15 protein-coding genes are annotated in these 15265 nt (G+C 74.0%); 8 read left to right on the top strand and 7 right to left on the bottom strand.

Going from position 1 to position 15265, the window contains the following annotated elements:
• Window positions 1-17 precede the first annotated feature (17 nt).
• Window positions 18-638, top strand: coding sequence for a TetR/AcrR family transcriptional regulator (locus AC0QU1_RS00540; protein WP_483573719.1), 621 nt, complete (start codon window positions 18-20; stop codon window positions 636-638).
• Here AC0QU1_RS00540 and AC0QU1_RS00535 read toward each other — a convergent pair whose 3' ends face one another.
• From AC0QU1_RS00535 to AC0QU1_RS00520, 4 genes are all read right to left on the bottom strand, one after another.
• Window positions 639-1280 carry a DinB family protein gene (locus AC0QU1_RS00535; RefSeq protein WP_483573718.1) on the bottom strand — a complete coding sequence of 214 codons (642 nt, stop codon included), beginning with the start codon at window positions 1278-1280 and terminating at the stop codon, window positions 639-641.
• 159 nt (window positions 1281-1439) lie between these two features.
• Window positions 1440-2558 (bottom strand): RDD family protein, encoded by a 1119-nt coding sequence (locus AC0QU1_RS00530; protein ID WP_483573717.1) that lies wholly within the window; start codon window positions 2556-2558, stop codon window positions 1440-1442.
• Between the two features lie 43 nt (window positions 2559-2601).
• Window positions 2602-3717 (bottom strand): mannonate dehydratase, encoded by a 1116-nt coding sequence (locus tag AC0QU1_RS00525; RefSeq protein ID WP_483576600.1) that lies wholly within the window; start codon window positions 3715-3717, stop codon window positions 2602-2604.
• A gap of 88 nt (window positions 3718-3805) precedes the next feature.
• A complete protein-coding gene (locus AC0QU1_RS00520; RefSeq protein ID WP_483573716.1) occupies window positions 3806-6787 on the bottom strand; it encodes a glycoside hydrolase family 2 TIM barrel-domain containing protein in 2982 nt (993 codons plus the stop codon).
• A 145-nt stretch (window positions 6788-6932) separates the two neighbouring features.
• On the opposite strand from AC0QU1_RS00520, the gene AC0QU1_RS00515 reads away from it, so the two are divergent.
• Window positions 6933-7265, top strand: a complete 333-nt coding sequence (locus AC0QU1_RS00515; RefSeq protein WP_483573715.1) for a TfoX/Sxy family protein — start codon at window positions 6933-6935, stop codon at window positions 7263-7265.
• A gap of 136 nt (window positions 7266-7401) precedes the next feature.
• On the opposite strand, the gene AC0QU1_RS00510 is transcribed toward AC0QU1_RS00515, so the two are convergent.
• Window positions 7402-8814 carry an aminotransferase-like domain-containing protein gene (locus tag AC0QU1_RS00510; RefSeq protein WP_483573714.1) on the bottom strand — a complete coding sequence of 471 codons (1413 nt, stop codon included), beginning with the start codon at window positions 8812-8814 and terminating at the stop codon, window positions 7402-7404.
• Between AC0QU1_RS00510 and AC0QU1_RS00505 the strand changes: the two genes are divergently transcribed.
• Complete coding sequence (locus AC0QU1_RS00505) at window positions 8813-9883, top strand: DMT family transporter (RefSeq protein WP_483573713.1); 1071 nt, start codon at window positions 8813-8815, stop codon at window positions 9881-9883. The two genes, AC0QU1_RS00510 and AC0QU1_RS00505, sit on opposite strands and share 2 nt — an antisense overlap.
• Here AC0QU1_RS00505 and AC0QU1_RS00500 read toward each other — a convergent pair whose 3' ends face one another.
• A complete protein-coding gene (locus AC0QU1_RS00500; RefSeq protein ID WP_483573712.1) occupies window positions 9884-10744 on the bottom strand; it encodes a helix-turn-helix transcriptional regulator in 861 nt (286 codons plus the stop codon). It abuts the gene before it with no gap.
• 137 nt (window positions 10745-10881) lie between these two features.
• Here AC0QU1_RS00500 and AC0QU1_RS00495 point away from each other — a divergent pair, with 137 nt between their 5' ends.
• The 4 genes from AC0QU1_RS00495 to AC0QU1_RS00480 all read left to right on the top strand — a co-directional run bounded on the left by AC0QU1_RS00495 (window position 10882) and on the right by AC0QU1_RS00480 (window position 14271).
• Window positions 10882-11841, top strand: a complete 960-nt coding sequence (locus AC0QU1_RS00495) for an SDR family NAD(P)-dependent oxidoreductase (protein ID WP_483573711.1) — start codon at window positions 10882-10884, stop codon at window positions 11839-11841.
• Between the two features lie 80 nt (window positions 11842-11921).
• Window positions 11922-12449, top strand: coding sequence for a VOC family protein (locus tag AC0QU1_RS00490; RefSeq protein WP_483573710.1), 528 nt, complete (start codon window positions 11922-11924; stop codon window positions 12447-12449).
• Window positions 12450-12525: 76 nt separating this feature from the next.
• Window positions 12526-13344, top strand: coding sequence for a MerR family transcriptional regulator (locus AC0QU1_RS00485; RefSeq protein WP_483573709.1), 819 nt, complete (start codon window positions 12526-12528; stop codon window positions 13342-13344).
• A gap of 420 nt (window positions 13345-13764) precedes the next feature.
• On the top strand, window positions 13765-14271 hold the full coding sequence (locus tag AC0QU1_RS00480; RefSeq protein WP_483573708.1) for an FBP domain-containing protein: 507 nt from the start codon (window positions 13765-13767) through the stop codon (window positions 14269-14271).
• A 93-nt stretch (window positions 14272-14364) separates the two neighbouring features.
• On the opposite strand, the gene AC0QU1_RS00475 is transcribed toward AC0QU1_RS00480, so the two are convergent.
• Window positions 14365-14622, bottom strand: coding sequence for a hypothetical protein (locus AC0QU1_RS00475; RefSeq protein WP_483573707.1), 258 nt, complete (start codon window positions 14620-14622; stop codon window positions 14365-14367).
• 80 nt (window positions 14623-14702) lie between these two features.
• Between AC0QU1_RS00475 and AC0QU1_RS00470 the strand changes: the two genes are divergently transcribed.
• Window positions 14703-15221, top strand: coding sequence for a mycothiol transferase (locus AC0QU1_RS00470; protein ID WP_483573706.1), 519 nt, complete (start codon window positions 14703-14705; stop codon window positions 15219-15221).
• The last annotated feature ends 44 nt before the right edge of the window (window positions 15222-15265 follow it).

Here is a 15265-nt window from a genome sequence, read left to right as displayed (position 1 = left end):
ACCAGTAGGCTAGCCACATGCCCGAGGCGGAGACAACCCACACCGAGCCGGCCCCCGCGGAGGCGACCCAGTCCGCGCGCCAGGTCGAGCTGCTGGAGGCGGCGTACCGGTACGCGCTGGCCCACGGCCTGGCCGACCTCTCGCTCCGCCCGTTGGCCACCGCCATCGGCTCGAGCCCTCGGGTGCTGCTGTTCCTGTGGAGGAGCAAGGACGGGCTGATCAAGGCCCTGCTGAGCAGGGCCCGGGCCGACGAGCTCGCCATCCTGGACCGCCTCCGCCAGACCGAGGACGGCGCCCCGCCCGGTCTGGCCCGAGCGGTCGAGCAGGTCTGGGCCTGGCTGGCCGACGACGACCACCGCCCGCTGCTGCGGTTGTGGGCCGAGGCCTACACCCGCTCGCTGGTCGAGCCCGACGGGCCCTGGGCGGGGTTCGCCCGCGCCACCGTGGACGACTGGCTCGCCGTGCTGGCCGAGCACCAGCCCGCGGCCGAGCGGAACAGTGCCGAGGGGATGCGACGTCGCACCCTGGCCCTGGCCGTGCTGCGCGGCGCCCTGCTCGACCTGCTCGCGACCGACGACGCACCACGAATCACCGCGGCCGTAGACCTCCAGCTCGCCCTGCTGCGCGAGGCGAGGTGATCACTGGCCCACGCGGCCGTCGATCCGCTCTCGCAAGAGGTCGGCGTGGCCGCAGTGCCGCGCGTACTCCACGATCTGTCCCATAATGGCCTCCCGGAGCTGGAGGTCCGCGCCATCCGGGCCGAAGTCGGAGGCACCGGCGTTCCACGTGCCGAGGTCGGCGACGCCGTCCAGGTACCGGTCGGTCGCGGCCACCTCTTCGCGCCACCGCCGCCAGGCGTCGTCGACGACCGCCGGGTCGGCCACGGCGCCGGTCCAGTCACCGTCGCGGTCGTCGTCGGTGCGGTACAGCTCGGGCGCGTCCTCGCCGGCCATCACTCGGCGCAGGTGCCGCTCCCCCGCCGCCAGGTGCCGCACCAGCCCGAGCAGGGACATGGTGGACGGCGGCGCGGACCGGCGGGCGAGCTGCTCGGCGTCGAGGTCCGCGCACTTCAGCTCCAGGGTGAGCCGGTAGTAGCGGAGGTAGTCGAGCAGCATGCTCCGCTCGTCGACGAGCGGGGCGTCGGTCTCCCGCGGATCGTCGTCCGGGTCGACCCACATGTCGGGGTAGACGGTCGACTGCGTCCACCGAGTCGTCTCTGACTCCGCGGCGTCACGCTCGCCCGCGTCACGCTGGCCTGTGCCGTGCTCTGGTGCGTCCATGCGAACAGGGTGGACCCGCGCCGGAGCCGCCCGCCACGGAAAATCGAGGCGGCCCACCACCTAGGAGCGACCTCCGACCACCCGACCGCCGCGCCTCACCGCGACCAGGCCTCACAACGACTAGGTCGTCGCGCCTCACCGCGACGAGGTCGCCCGGCCTCACCGCGGATAGGTCACGGAGCCGCCGCACGCCGCTACGGTCTCGCCGTCGGCGATCAGCCGGACGTCGATCCACACGTCGTTGCCGAGGCCACGCGCGGCGAGCGTGGAGTCGGTGACGTCGACCTGTGCGACGTGGACGTCCTCGTCCGCCGCGATGGTCCTGGTGTGCGTGAACCCGGCGTTGTCCGACCAGTCGAGGCCGCCCGTCCCGATGTCCCAGGCTCGCGAGACCGTCGCGTCCCCGGGTCTCGAACCCGGCCCGGCCTCGAGCTCCACGCGGTACTCGACGTCGCGCACCGACGGCTCGCTCGTCCAGGTGAGCTCGGCGCCCGGGAGCGTGGTGCGGGTCTCCCGGACGGTCCACATCCGGCGCTCCCGCTCGACCGACACCGACCCGGCGAGCGTGATGTCACCGCCGGTCAGGGCCGGTCCGTGGGGCTCCTGCCCGCACGAGATCTCGCCGTCGGCCGACAGCGTGCCGCCGCTGTTGATCGGGACGCAGCCGTACCCGAGCCCGAGCACGCATGCGGCCAGCGCCGCGCCGTACACGGCGATCATCGGCCGCCGGGGCAGCGCGGGCAGCGCGCGCACCACGACGGTGCGCGCTATCCCGTCGGCGAACGTCTGTCGCCTCGCGTGCCAGAGCGGCCGCAGGTAGCCGATCAGCAGGATGGAGTCGAGCAGGTGCAGGACCCAGCGCACGAGCGTCGTCCACAGCCCGGCCGGCCGGTGCGACTCCGCACGGACGACCCGGATGCCGACCACGAGCTTGCCCGGCGTCCACCCGGTCAGGCCCTGCAGCACCAGGAGGACCACGAGGGCACCGACCGGCACCAGGTTGAGCGGATCGTCGATCCTGAGCGCCTCGCTGTCCAGCACCGACCCGGGCGTTGGCGACCCAGGCGTGAGCGTGGGCTGGAAGAACCCCGCGCCGAGCGCCAGCCAGGTGACCCCGGCCAGGATCGCGTTGTCGAGAACGGCCGCGACGGCGCGCTCGCTCCAGGCGGCGTAGTCCGGGCCGACGGCGGCGGTGGGCTGCGCACCGTCGTCGTCCGACGTGACGGTCACGCCGGACGTGGTGTCGTCGTCGGACCGAGACTCGCCGCTGCTCACCATGGCCGCATCATGGCAGCGCCGACGACGACAAGACCAGGAAATCTCACGCGCGGTAGCGGAACGCGTCCCACGCGCCCAGCAGGTACTGGATCCCGAGCGCCCGGTCGTAGAGGCCGTACCCGGGGCGCGGCTTGTTCGTGGTGTTCTCGTCCCACAGGTGCCTGCCGTGGTCGGGCCGCACGTAGCCCTGGTAGTTCGCATCGGCGTACGCCTGCATGATGCCCGTGGTGTCCACGCTGCCCTCGGACGCCCGGTGCGCCACCTCGGTGAAGTCACCGTTGTCGAAGTGCTTGATGTTGCGCACGTGCGTGAAGTGGATGCGGTCCATGAAGGTGCGCACGGCGTCGACGGCGTCCTGCTCCGGGTTGGCCGAGAAGCTGCCCAGGCACAGCGTCAGGCCGTTGTACGGGCTCGGGTGCAGGTCGAGCACCCGGGCCAGGCCCTCCTTGGTGGAGACCACGCGCGGCCAGCCGAAGACGTCGAACGGCGGGTCGTCCGGGTGCACGCCCAGCTTGACGTCGGCCTCCTCGCACGCGGGGATCACCGCGTCGAGGAAGTACTTGTAGTTCGTGTACATGTCGTCGTGGGTCACGCCCTCGTAGGCGGCGTTGAGCTCGCTGAAGCTCGCCAGCCGCTCGGGCTCCCAGCCCGGCAGCGTGAGCCCGTGGGTGTTGGCCTCCATGTCGGCGATCAGGCTCTCCGGCGACATCCTGCCCACCACGGCCTTCTCGTAGAACAGGGCGGTCGAGCCGTCGGGCAGGGGGTGCCAGAGGTCGGTGCGCAGCCAGTCGAAGACGGGCATGAAGTTGTAGCAGACCACCTTCACGCCGGCCCGGCCGAGCCGCCGGACCGTCGTGACGTAGTTCTCGATCGCCTCGTCCCGGCTCAGCCCGAGCACGGTGCGGCCGAGCTTGATCGACTCGTGCACGTTGACCGACTCGACCACCTCGGCGTCGAAGGTCCGGGTGATGCCGCGCGCCCGCGCCTCCTCGGACAGGCCCGTGATCCGGGCGACCTCCGCGTCGATCTCCGCCTGCTCCCACACCTCGCCGGCCTGCTTGTGGTGCAGGCTCCAGACGATGGTCTCCACGCCGGGAATCTGGCGCACCTGGTCCAGCGTCACGGTGTCGTTGCCCTCGCCGTACCAGCGGAAGCCCATCTTCACAGCGTTCTCCTCGTCCGTCGTCCGTGTGCCGTCACGCTTGTATACATCATGCCCGCCCCGGCAGGCGGGGCGGGCACCGTGCTCACAGGGTGGTGAAGCGCAGCCGCATCCGGACCGGCGCGGCGTGGAGCTGCGCGTTCGGCAGCACGCCCGGTCCGCAGGCCGCGCTCCCGACGCCGTGCTGCGCGGCGTCGAGGTGCAGCCACAGCCGGCCGTCCGGCACCAGCTCGTGGGGGTGCGCCGCACGGTCCAGCGCTTCGTCGGACCACGGGCGCAGCGACAGCTCGAAGCCGGCCTGCGAACGAGGGCCGACCGTCACCTCGCCCGCGTCGATCCGCAGGCCGGAGCCGTCGGCGAAGGTCAGGACGGCGCTCGTCACCCCGCGCCGCGCGCCGTTCTCCTGCGGGTGTGTGTACCGGGTCTGCCAGTCGGCGACGGTGTGCCGCCACGCGCCGCCGAGCGCCGCCACCTTCGAGTCGGCGTACGACTCGTCCGGGCCGAGGCCGGTCCACCGGACCTCCGCCTCGGCGGCCCGCGGCTCGTCGAGGGCGAGCAGCACCCCGAGCCGGGCGACGCTCTCCGGCGCCGGCCCCTCCGGCCGGAGGTCCACGAGCAGGTCGACGGCGTCGGGCGCATCGGTCACCGGCTGCCACCGGTAACGCGTGACGAAGCCCGTCCGGATCGCCGGCCCCGCGACGCGCGCGTCGATCTCCAGCGCCCCGTCCGCGCCGGCGTCGACCCCCGCGATGCGCTCACCGAGCAGGGTCAGTCCCGCCCGGTACCAGACCTGCGCGTCGGACCGGTCCCGGTGGCTGCCGGGCTTGCGGTCGTTGTCGGTCGGCGCGCGCCAGGCGTCGGCCCGGAAGGTGTGCACCGCGCGGCCGGCGAGCTCGCGGAGCCCGCCCCGGCGGTCGAACCGGGCCGGGCCCGCGACGAACCCGCCGTCGGCCTCGATGGTCACGCGGCCGGCCGGCGCCGCGAGCGGCGCGCGTTCCACGACGAGGAGCTGACCCGCGCCGAGCACGAAGTCCGGCTCGAACCACCCCTCCTCCAGCGCGTCCGGCTTCCGCTGGACGGCGCGCAGGGTCCACCAGACCGGCGCGTCACCCGGCTCCGGCAGCGGCAGGTCCGACGGCGGCCGCACCACCGCCTCGGTCCCGGCGGCCAGCTCCAGGTCGAGCGTGCCGGCGGCGAGCTCGTCCCCGCCCCGGTGCAGGGTCCAGCGGAGCTCGGCGTGGCTCGTGTCCCGGAACACGTAGCGGTTGCGGACGAGCAGCGTGCCCTCGTCCTGCGGGTCGATGCGGATCGGCGCGAACACCGCCGCCGTCTCGACCAGCCCGGGCGAGGGCGTGCGGTCGGGGAGGAGCAGGCCGTCGGCGATGAACGTGCCGTCGTGGAGGCGCTCGCCGAAGTCGCCGCCGTACGCCGCGAACTCGACCCCGTCGCCGTCGGTGCGGGTCAGGCCGTGGTCGATCCACTCCCAGACGAAGCCGCCGAGCAGGCGGGGGTACCGGTCGAAGAGCGCGTCGTAGTCGGCGAGGCCGCCCGGGCCGTTGCCCATCGCGTGCGCGTACTCGCACAGGAGGAACGGCAGCGTGCGCCGGTGGGCGTCGGCGTCGGCGCGCTCGAACGGCGGCTCGGTGCCCTGGCCGATCAGCTCCACCTCGGTCACGTCGGCGTACATCCGCGAGTACACGTCCACGTGCTCGCTCGCGTAGTCGCGCTCGTAGTGGACGGGCCGGCTCGGGTCGAGCGCCCGGACGGCGTCGGCCATCGCCGCGACGTTGCGGCCCGCACCCGCCTCGTTGCCGAGCGACCACATGATGATGCTCGCGTGGTGGCCGTCGCGGCGCACCATCCGGGTGACGCGGTCGACGAGCACGTCGGTCCAGTCCGGGTCGTCGACCGGGTTGCCCACCCAGCCGTCGATCTCGAAGCCGTGCGTCTCCAGGTCGTTCTCGTCGATGACGTAGAGCCCGTACCGGTCGCACAGGTCCAGGAAGTGCGGGTGCGGCGGGTAGTGGCTCGTGCGGACGGCGTTGACGTGGTGCCGCTTCATGAGCAGCACGTCCTCGAGCATCCGCTCGGGGGTCACGGAGCGGCCGCGCAGCGGGTCGAACTCGTGCCGGTTGACGCCGCGCAGCTTGACCGGCCGCCCGTTGACGAGGAACACGCCGTCCTCGATCGAGACGGTGCGGAAGCCGACGGCGAGCGTCACGGTCTCGGCCTCGGTGGAGACGACGACGTCGTACAGCCGTGGGACCTCGGCGCTCCACGGTTCGACCGCCACGCGCAGCTCCTCGCCGGCCGCCGCCTCGACGCCGAGCTCCGGCACCGCCACCCGCGCGGCCACGGCGCCCGCCCCGCCCACGACGGTCGCGGCGTCCACCCGCAGCGTGCCGACGCCGGTCGTGTGGTCGTAGGCCGCGTGCACGCGGACGTCGTCGAGGGCGCCGTCCGGGCGGTGCTCCAGCGTGACGCCGCGGAAGATGCCCGAGAGCCACCACTGGTCCTGGTCCTCGATGTACGACATGGCCGACCACTGGGTGACCCGCACGGCGAGCAGGTGCTCCCCACCCCGCCGCAGGCGGCCGGTGAGGTCGACCTCCGTGGGCAGGCGGGAACCGTGCGACGTGGCGAGCAGCTCGCCGTCGAGCGACACCTGGAACCAGGAGTCGACGCCCTCGAAGCGCAGCAGGGTGCGGCCGCCGTCCGGCCAGTCCGCCGGCAGCCGGAGCGTGGTGCGGTACTCGCCCGTCGGGTTGTCGTCGGGTACGTGGGGTGGCTCGACCGGGAACGGGTAGAGCACGTTGGTGTACGCCGGGGTTCCGTACGGCCAGGCGTGCGGGGCTCCCGCGAGCTGCCAGTGCCCCGGCACGGACACGCGGTCCCAGTCGTCACCGGGCTCCGCGGGGTCCACACCCGTGTCGGCGTGCGGGAACAGCCGGAACCGCCACTCGCCGTCGAGCGACACGGTGGCGGCGCTGGAGGCGCCGGCCGGTGGGCGGAACCGCGGTGCGACGACGCCGTCCGGCGTTGCGACGGACTCGTGGGTGATGGTCATGACTCCTCCAGGCGGCGTCGGGTGGGGAAGCGGGCGCACGAGAGCGCCGGTCGTGACGGTACACGGCGTGCGTTCAACGTTGAAGGGGCCGTCCACAGCCGCGGCGCTCGCGAATCGGACGAGCCGCCGACGTAGCCTCGTTCGCATGGCATACGACACGGCCCTCGCGGACGAGATCCGGGGCGCCCTCGACGGCGAGGCCGCCCTCACCGAGCGGCGCATGTTCGGCGGGCTGGCCTTCCTGGTCAACGGCAACCTGGCGGTCGCGGTGAGCAGCCAGGGCGGGATCCTGGTGCGCCTGGCGGCCGACGACGCCGACGAGCTGGTGCGCACCACCACCGCGACGCGCGCCGTGATGGGCGGGCGCGTCATGAAGGGCTGGCTGCACGTCGGCGCCGACGACCTGGGCACAGAGGCCGAGGTCTCGACGTGGGCGCGGCGCGGGGTGGACTACGCCCGCTCGCTGCCGGCCAAGTAGGCCCCACGACCCGGCCCTCGCCGACGAGATCCGAGGCGCGCTGGACGGCAAAGCTGACGCCGGTTGACCATGCACTTGCTGCCACGTAGCCGCCGAATCTGGCAGCAAGTGCATGGTCAAAAGGAGCCCAATGGGCTCACCCCGCCTGCCGCTCCAGCATCTCCCCGATCACCCTGGCGCCCTCCGGGAACGCCCCCGGGTTCGGTCCCGAGTAGTTGAGCCGCAGGTAGGCGCCCGTCGGCTCGGCGGGGAACCACTCGTCGCCCGCCGCCACGATCACGCCGGCGGCCTCGCAGTCCCGGACCAGGCGCGCGACGTCGGTGGTGTCGGGGAGCCGCACCCAGAGGTTCAGGCCGCCCTGCGGGACGGCCTCGACACGGGCGGCCGGGACGTGCTCCCGCAGCGCGTCCAGCAGCAGGTCACGGCGGGCCGCGAGCTGCTGGCGCACGCCGCGCAGGTGGGTGCGCCAGGCGGGCTGGGTCACGACGTCGAGCGCGGCGGCCTGCAGCATGCCGCTCACGTACATGGACTCGGCCTGGGCGCCGGCCAGGATCCGCTCGCGGGCGGGGCCCCTGGCGACGAGCCCGGCCACGCGCACGGCGGGCGACACGCTCTTGGCCAGCGAGCGCAGGTATACCACGTGCCCGCCGTCGTCACGGGCCGCGAGCGGAACAACGTCCTGGGTGATCCCGAAGTCGTGCGCCCAGTCGTCCTCGATCAGGTAGGCGCCGTGCTCCCGCACCAGCCGGAGCACGTCGTCGGACAGGCCGGGCGACCAGCGGGCGCCGGTCGGGTTGGCGAAGCTCGGCTGCGCGTAGAACGCGCGCGCCCCGGTCTGCGCGAAAGCGCGGGCGAGCGCGTCCGGGTCGGGGCCGTCGGGTCCGCTGGGCACCGGCACCACCTGCACGCCGACCTGGTCCGCCGCGAGGAGCGCGCCCCAGTAGGTCGGCGACTCGACCAGGAGCGGCCGACCCGCGCCGACGAGGGCACGGAAGGTGGTGCTGAGGCTGGCCTGGCTGCCGGGGAAGACGACGACGTCGCCCGGCGTCGGCGGCGCGGTGCCGACCGGTGCCGTGGCGCCGAGCTCGGTCGCGAACCAGGCCTGCAGCTCCGGGTCGCCCGCGGCGGGCGACCTGCTGACGGCGGCGTCGCCGCGCGCAGCCCTGGTGAGGGCGGACCGGACCAGCCGCTCGGGCAGCAGCTCGCGGTCCGGGTAGCCCGAGTGCAGCGCTATCACGTCGTTCGAGTAGTAGTGCAGGGCCCTGGACAGCTCCTGGGCCGGCTTCGGCCGGGGGCCGAGCGCCGCCGTCTGCCAGCCGTAGTCGTTGGGGCGGGCCACCCGCACGGCCCGGACGAACGTCCCGACGCCCGGCCGGGTCTCGACCACACCCTGCGACGTCAGGGTGCGCAGCGCCTTCTGCACGGTGACAGGGCTCGCCCCGTACTGCGCGACGAGCGACCGGCTGGACGGCAGCCGCGCCCCCGGCGCCGCGGCGGCTATCCACTCCTGGAGGCCCGCGACGATCCGGCCACTGCTATCGTCGTACATGACGAGCAATAGTAGCGCTACTCTCGCAACGGCCCAGCCGCTATCCACGCCCCGCGCGGGCCTCCTGTGGGGCTTTCTCGGGGTCGCGGCCTTCTCGTTCACCCTCCCCTTCACGCGCGTGGTGATCGACGGCGGCGGTATGTCGCCGCTCTTCGTGTCCTGCGGCCGCGCGGTCGTCGCGGCGGTGCTCGCGGCCGCCGCCCTCGCGATCACCCGGCAGCGCCGGCCCCGCGGCATCCAGTGGGCGCGGCTCGCGGTCGTCGCAGGGGGCGTGGTCGTCGGCTTCCCCGTGCTCACCTCGTTCGCGCTCACCACGGCGTCGGCCAGCCATGCCGCCGTGGTGATCGCGCTGCTGCCCGCCGCGACGGCGGTGCTGGTGGTGCTCCGCGGCCACGAACGGCCGCGGACGTCGTTCTGGGTGATGGCCGCGCTCGGGGCGATCGCCGCTACCACGTTCGCCGCCGCGCAGGGCGGAGGACTCGGCGGCCTGCACGGCTCCGACCTGCTCCTGCTCGCCGCGGTGGTCGCGTGCGGGATCGGCTACGCGGAGGGCGGGCTGCTGTCCCGCGAGCTCGGCGCCTGGCAGACGATCTCCTGGGCGCTCGTGCTCTCCGGCATCCCGATGGCGGTCCTCACGGGCGTCTCGGTGGTGCGGCTCCCGCCGTCGGGCAGCCCGCTGGACTGGGTCCTGTTCGCCTACCTCGGGGTGGTGAGCATGTTCCTCGGCTTCTTCGCCTGGTACCGCGGCCTGGCCATCGGCCCGATGGCGCAGGTCAGCCAGGTCCAGCTCGTGCAGCCGGTGCTCGGCATCACCTGGGCCGCGCTGCTCCTGCACGAGCAGCTCACCTGGCCCACCGTGCTCGGCGGGGCCGCCGTGATCGCCTGCGCCGGCATAGCGGTCCGGTCGCGGCTGCGGACGCCGTCGCGCACCACCGAGCCGCCGTCGCACGCTGCCGAACCGGCGTCGCACGCTGCCGAACCGGCGTCGGACACTACCAAGCCGCCGTCGCACGCTGCCGGCCGGGCGGGACCCCACCGGGCAAGGCGAGAACCGGAGCCGACGCGGTAGCTACCGCGACCCGACCGTCTGCGCGCCGATGACCCGCAGCAGGTCGAGCCGTCCCGCGTCAGGGCCGCCCTCGGCCGCCGTGTAGGTCACCACGCGCAGGTCGGCGTCCGGCACCAGCAGGACGTCGCAGTCGAGGGTGACGTCGCCGACGGCGGGGTGCCGGATCGTCTTCCGGTCCGCGACGTGCCGCACCAGCTCGCCCGCGACCCAGAGCCGGTCGAAGTCCGGGGAGTCGTGGCGCAGGCCGGCGACGAGCCGGCCCAGCCGCTCGTCCCCGGGATAACGCGAGACCGCCTCCCGGAGATCCGACACCACGGCGGCGGCGAACACCTCGTCGCCGTTCTCCGACGAGGACTGCCGCACGGCAGCCCGGGCCGGGCCTGCGCCGAACAGCGCGCGGGCCAGGTTCCGTTCGCCGGGCGGCACCTCGCCCGGGTCGCCGTGCAGGGCTGTCCACACCGCGTTCCACCACACCAGCGTCCAGTCCGCGGCGAACACGGCTATCGGGAAGTCGCCGAGCCGGGCCGTGAGCCGCTGGACGCTCGGCGGCACGTGCAGGCTGACCAGACCGTCACGCGGCGGCAGGAGCCCCGCGGCCACGTAGAGCTGGTCGCGCTCGACCCGGGAGAGCTGGAGCGCCCGCGCCACCGACGCGACCACCTGCGCCGACGGGTTGCTCGCGCGGCCCTGCTCCAGGCGCAGCACGTAGTCCACCGACAGCCCCGCGAGCTGCGCGAGCTCCTCGCGGCGCAGTCCAGGAGCCCGGCGCCCGGTCTGCCGCGGCAGACCGGCGTCGGCCGGGGACAGCCGGTCGCGCCACCGGTGCACCAGCGCTCCGAAGCCCGTCCCGGTCGTCGTCATGCCGCCATTGTGGCGGCACGACGGCGGGCGAGCATGGGTACCGCCAGTCCGCAGGCTCGCCCGGGCCCTGGCGGCCGACGACGGCGACGGCGACGCTGGCCGGTGTCGAGGACAGCCACCACACCATCGGAGCCACCGTGCACACCATCGTGATGACCGGCGCGAGCCGCGGGATCGGCCGCGTCGCCGCCGGGCGGATCCTGCGGGACGACCCGGAGGTCCACCTCGTGCTGATCACCCGTGACTCGTCGGGCGAGCGGCTTGCGGCCGAGCTCGCGGCGGGCTGTGTTGACGGCACCGGTCCCCTCGGCGGCGCTGCCCGGGTCTCGCACATCGCGGCCGACCTCGGCTCGTTGGCGGAGGTCCGGGCGGCCGCCGCGGCGATCGTCCGCCGGCTCGACCGCGGCGAGCTGCCGCCGCTGCGCGGCTTCGTGGGCAACGCGGGCATCCAGTACACGAACGCCCGCACCGAGGGCGCCGACGGGTACGAGGCGACGTTCACGGTGAACGTGCTGGCCAACCACGTGCTCCTGCGGACGCTGATGGACCGCTTCACCGCCCCCGCCCGCATCGTCGTCACCACGAGCGACACCCACTTCGGGGACTTCCGGCACACCGGGGGCCTCGTGCCGGCGCCCCGGTGGCAGGCGCCGGAGGTGCTGGCCCGGACGGGCGCGTTCGCGGCGTCGGACACGGCCTCGGGCGGGCGGCGCGCCTACTCGACGAGCAAGCTCGCCACCATCTACCTGGCGCACGAGTACGCGCGGCGCCTGCCGGCGGGGATCGACATCGTCACGTTCAACCCGAGCCTGGTCCCCGGCACCGGGCTCACCCGGAACGCCGGGCCGCTGAGCCGGTTCGTCATGCGGTGGCTCGTCCCGGTGCTCAACCTGACCCCCGTGACCAACAGCGCGGCGGTGGCCGGCCGCCAGCTCGCCGACGTCGTCCTCGGCAGGGTGGCGGCGCCGACCGGCGCGTACGTGAACCGGGACCGCGTCGAGCGGTCGTCGGACGAGTCGTACCACCCGGGGCGGGAGCTCGAGCTCTGGGAGGCGGCCGACCAGCTCGCCGGGGTGCCCGCGGCACCGGCCGGATGAAGCGTGACTCGGCGGCCGGGCGCGGGACTCGGCACCTGTCCGCTTGAACCTCACGCCACGTGAGGGCCGATCCTGGCGGCATGAACGACATCTACCCCGCCTTCGACCTCGGCCCCGTCCCCGCACCCGCGCTGGACGCCGAGGCACCCGAGCTGTTCCGCGGCGTGTACGGCATGCCCATGTTCGTGACCGTGCCCACGGCGGACCTGGCCGGTTCCACCGACTTCTGGACGCGCGGGCTCGGTTTCTTCGAGTTCTTCTCGGCTCCGGGCCAGGTCGTGCACCTGCGGCGCTGGATGTTCCAGGACGTCCTGCTGGTACCCACGGACGCCGCCTCCGGCCGGCCGGGCCCTGCGGCCGAGCCGCCCGCCGTGAGCGTGAGCTTCGCGTGCGTGCTCAGCCAGGTGGACCAGATCGCGGCGGCCTGCGAGGAACTCCTGCCGGGGAGCACGTCGGGCCCGCGCACGATGCCCTGGAACTCGGTGGAGCTGGAGGTGACCACGCCGGAGCACGCCCGGGTGGTCATGACGGCGGCCCGGCCGTGGGACCCGGACAGCGCAGAGGCCCGGAACCTGCGGGACCTGGGCATCGACCGGCCCACGGAGTGAGGCCGAACGACGGCGCGAGACCAACCCACGGAGTGTGACCGTGAACCTCCCCGCTCCGGCTGCGAGACTGGCGGAGATGACGCACCCGAGCGCCGCCGACGCGGTGCCGCCGGACGGCCTGACCGTCGGCGGCGCCGCGTCCGTCGTGGGTGTCACGGTCCGGACGCTGCACCACTGGGACGAGGTGGGCCTGGCCCGCCCCTCCCAGCGCACCTCCGGTGGCCATCGGCTCTACGACGCCGCGGACGTGGCCCGGCTCCACCGCGTGCGTCTCTACCGTGAGCTCGGCGTGCCCCTCGCCGACATCGCGGGCCTGCTGGACGCGCCCACGGACGACGCGGAGGAGTCCCTGCGCAGGCAGCGGGACCAGGTCCGCGAGCGCATCCGGCGCCTGGAGCAGGCGGCGGACGCGCTCGACCGCCTGATCGACGCCCGCAGGTCCGGCGTCCTGCTCTCCCCCGAGGAGCAGGTGGCGGTCTTCGGCGCGAGCTGGCGGCCGTCCTGGCCCGCCCAGGCGCGGGAGCGCTGGGGCGACAGCGGGCAGTGGGCGCAGTACGCCGAGCGGGCGGCGGAGCGCAGCCCCGAGGACTGGCGCCGGATCGTCGTTGACCTCGACGCCCTGCACGCCGACCTCGCGGCCGCCGTCCGCGCGGGCGTGCGGCCCGGGAGCGAGCAGGCGAACGCCCTGGCCGAGCGGCACCGGGCATCGATAGGCGTCTACTTCGACTGCACCCACTCGATGCAGGTCTGCCTGGGCCGCACGTACGTCACGGACCCCGGCTTCCGTTCCTTCTACGACGACGTCGAGCCGGGTCTGGCCGCCTGGCTCCGCGACACCATCGACGCCAACGCCAGTGCCCACGGCGTCGACCCCGCGACCGCCACCTGGACCTAGCCCGAGGCGCCGGGGCCGGACCCGCTGTGGCCGAAAGCACGTGTCCTTCGGCCGGCCGGTGCCGTAGCATCGACCGGTCGGCTGCGTGGCGTATCGCCCGGCCGACCCATCGGAGACACGAGGAGCGAGAGATGCGGGAGTTCACCGCGGGGTGCGAGGTGGCCGTCCTGGCCTGCTCGGGCAGCCCTGTCACCCGCGTCACGACTCTCTGACCAGGCAGCGCAGCACGCCGCACCGACCGCTTCGGCGGTCGTGCCCCGTGCGGCCGGACGTCGGAGGGCGGGCGCGGCGTCGTCCCCTGCCCTGCCGCCTGCCGGTCCGTGACCCGAACGCTCGGGCGACCACGGCGCCGTCGTGCGTCCTTGCGCGACGGCGGGTGCCGGCCGGCGGCCTCCGAAACCACCGGAAGCCGACAACCTCATGAATCCCCTGACCGAGAAGCAGATCCGCGCGTCCTTCGTCAACGCGAGCAAGCGGGAGGCCGCGCAGGCGACCCTGCCCGACCTCGACACCCTCGACTGGGAGCGCCTCGACTACGTCGGCTGGCGTGACCGCAAGGCGCCGCTGTCCGCGTACGTGGTGCTCGAGCTCGACGGCGAGGCCACGGGCGTGCTGCTGCGCGCGGCCGACGCGAAGGCGGGCCGCGCACGCACCAAGGGCATGTGCGCCTGGTGCGAGGACGTCGTCGTGACCGACGACGTCTCCCTCTACGTCGCCCGCCGGGGCGGTGCCTCCGGGCGCAACGGGAACACGATCGGCACGCTGATCTGCACCGAGTTCGGCTGCTCCCGGAACGTGCGGCGCGCGCCGACGTTCACGGAGGCGGGCAACGACCCGGCCATGCGTGAGCTGATCATCAACCGGCGCATCGCCGGTCTGCGCGAGCGGGCCGCACGGTTCGTCGCAGAGGTCGGCAGCACGCGCTGACGTACTCGGACGCGCAGGCCGCTCCGGTGGCCTGCGCGTCCGACACGCGCTCGTGCGGCTGCCACGGCCCCGGCCGCACGCACCTGCGCCGGCTCACGCCCGCGAGCCGGGACCGGACCGCAGGCGCGCGGCCGCGGCGATCGCCGCCTCGCACCACACGACGGCAGGCCGGTCGACGGCGCCGCGCATCACGATCTGCCGGCACAGCTCGCCCAGGCCGTCGGTCGCCGCACGTTCGGCGTCGACGCCCGGGAACAGCCGGCGCACGGAGAAGACGACGGCGCGACGGTGCGCTGCCCACTCCGAGGGGTTGGAGGCCAGTCCGTAGGTCCTGCTTCTTGTCTGGGTCATGCCCTCATGACGCGAAACTCCCCGAGATGTCACAGCACTTTCGCGACCCAGTTTCGGCCGGCGCGACGTAGCCTCACCGAATGCCGCTCTCCGACCGCGAACCGATCCTCGACACCGCCGACACCGCCGTGCTGTTCGGCGCGTACCTCGACTACTACCGGCAGGCGGTGGACCGGAAGCTGCGCAGCCTGCCGGAGGCCGACCTGCGCGCCTCGCGGCTCCCGTCGGGCTGGTCGCCGCTGGAGCTGCTGATCCACCTCGTGCACATGGAACGGCGCTGGTTCCGGTGGGGGTTCCTGGCGGAACCGGTCGAGCACCCGTGGGGCGACCACGCGCGTGAGGACCCGCACGGACCATGGGCGGTGCCGGACGGCGTGGGCCTGGACGAGCTCCTCGGCGCCCTGCATGCGGGCGGTGTCGCGACCCGCGAGGTGCTGGCGGCGCACGCCATGGACGAGCACGGCGCCCTCGGCGGACGGTTCACCGCGAACCCGCCCACGCTCGCGTGGATCTGCTTCCACGTGCTGCAGGAGTACGCCCGCCATGCGGGCCACCTGGACATCACGGTCGAGCTCGGGGGCGGCGCGACGGGCGAGTAGCGGCGCGGAGTCAGTTCGCCCCAACGGCTCGAGCCGACTCCAGC

The sequence above is a fragment of the Promicromonospora noduliphila genome, from assembly GCF_056951025.1.
The sequence above is the reverse complement of the archived record's forward strand: the minus strand, read 5'-3'. Positions and strand labels throughout refer to the sequence as shown.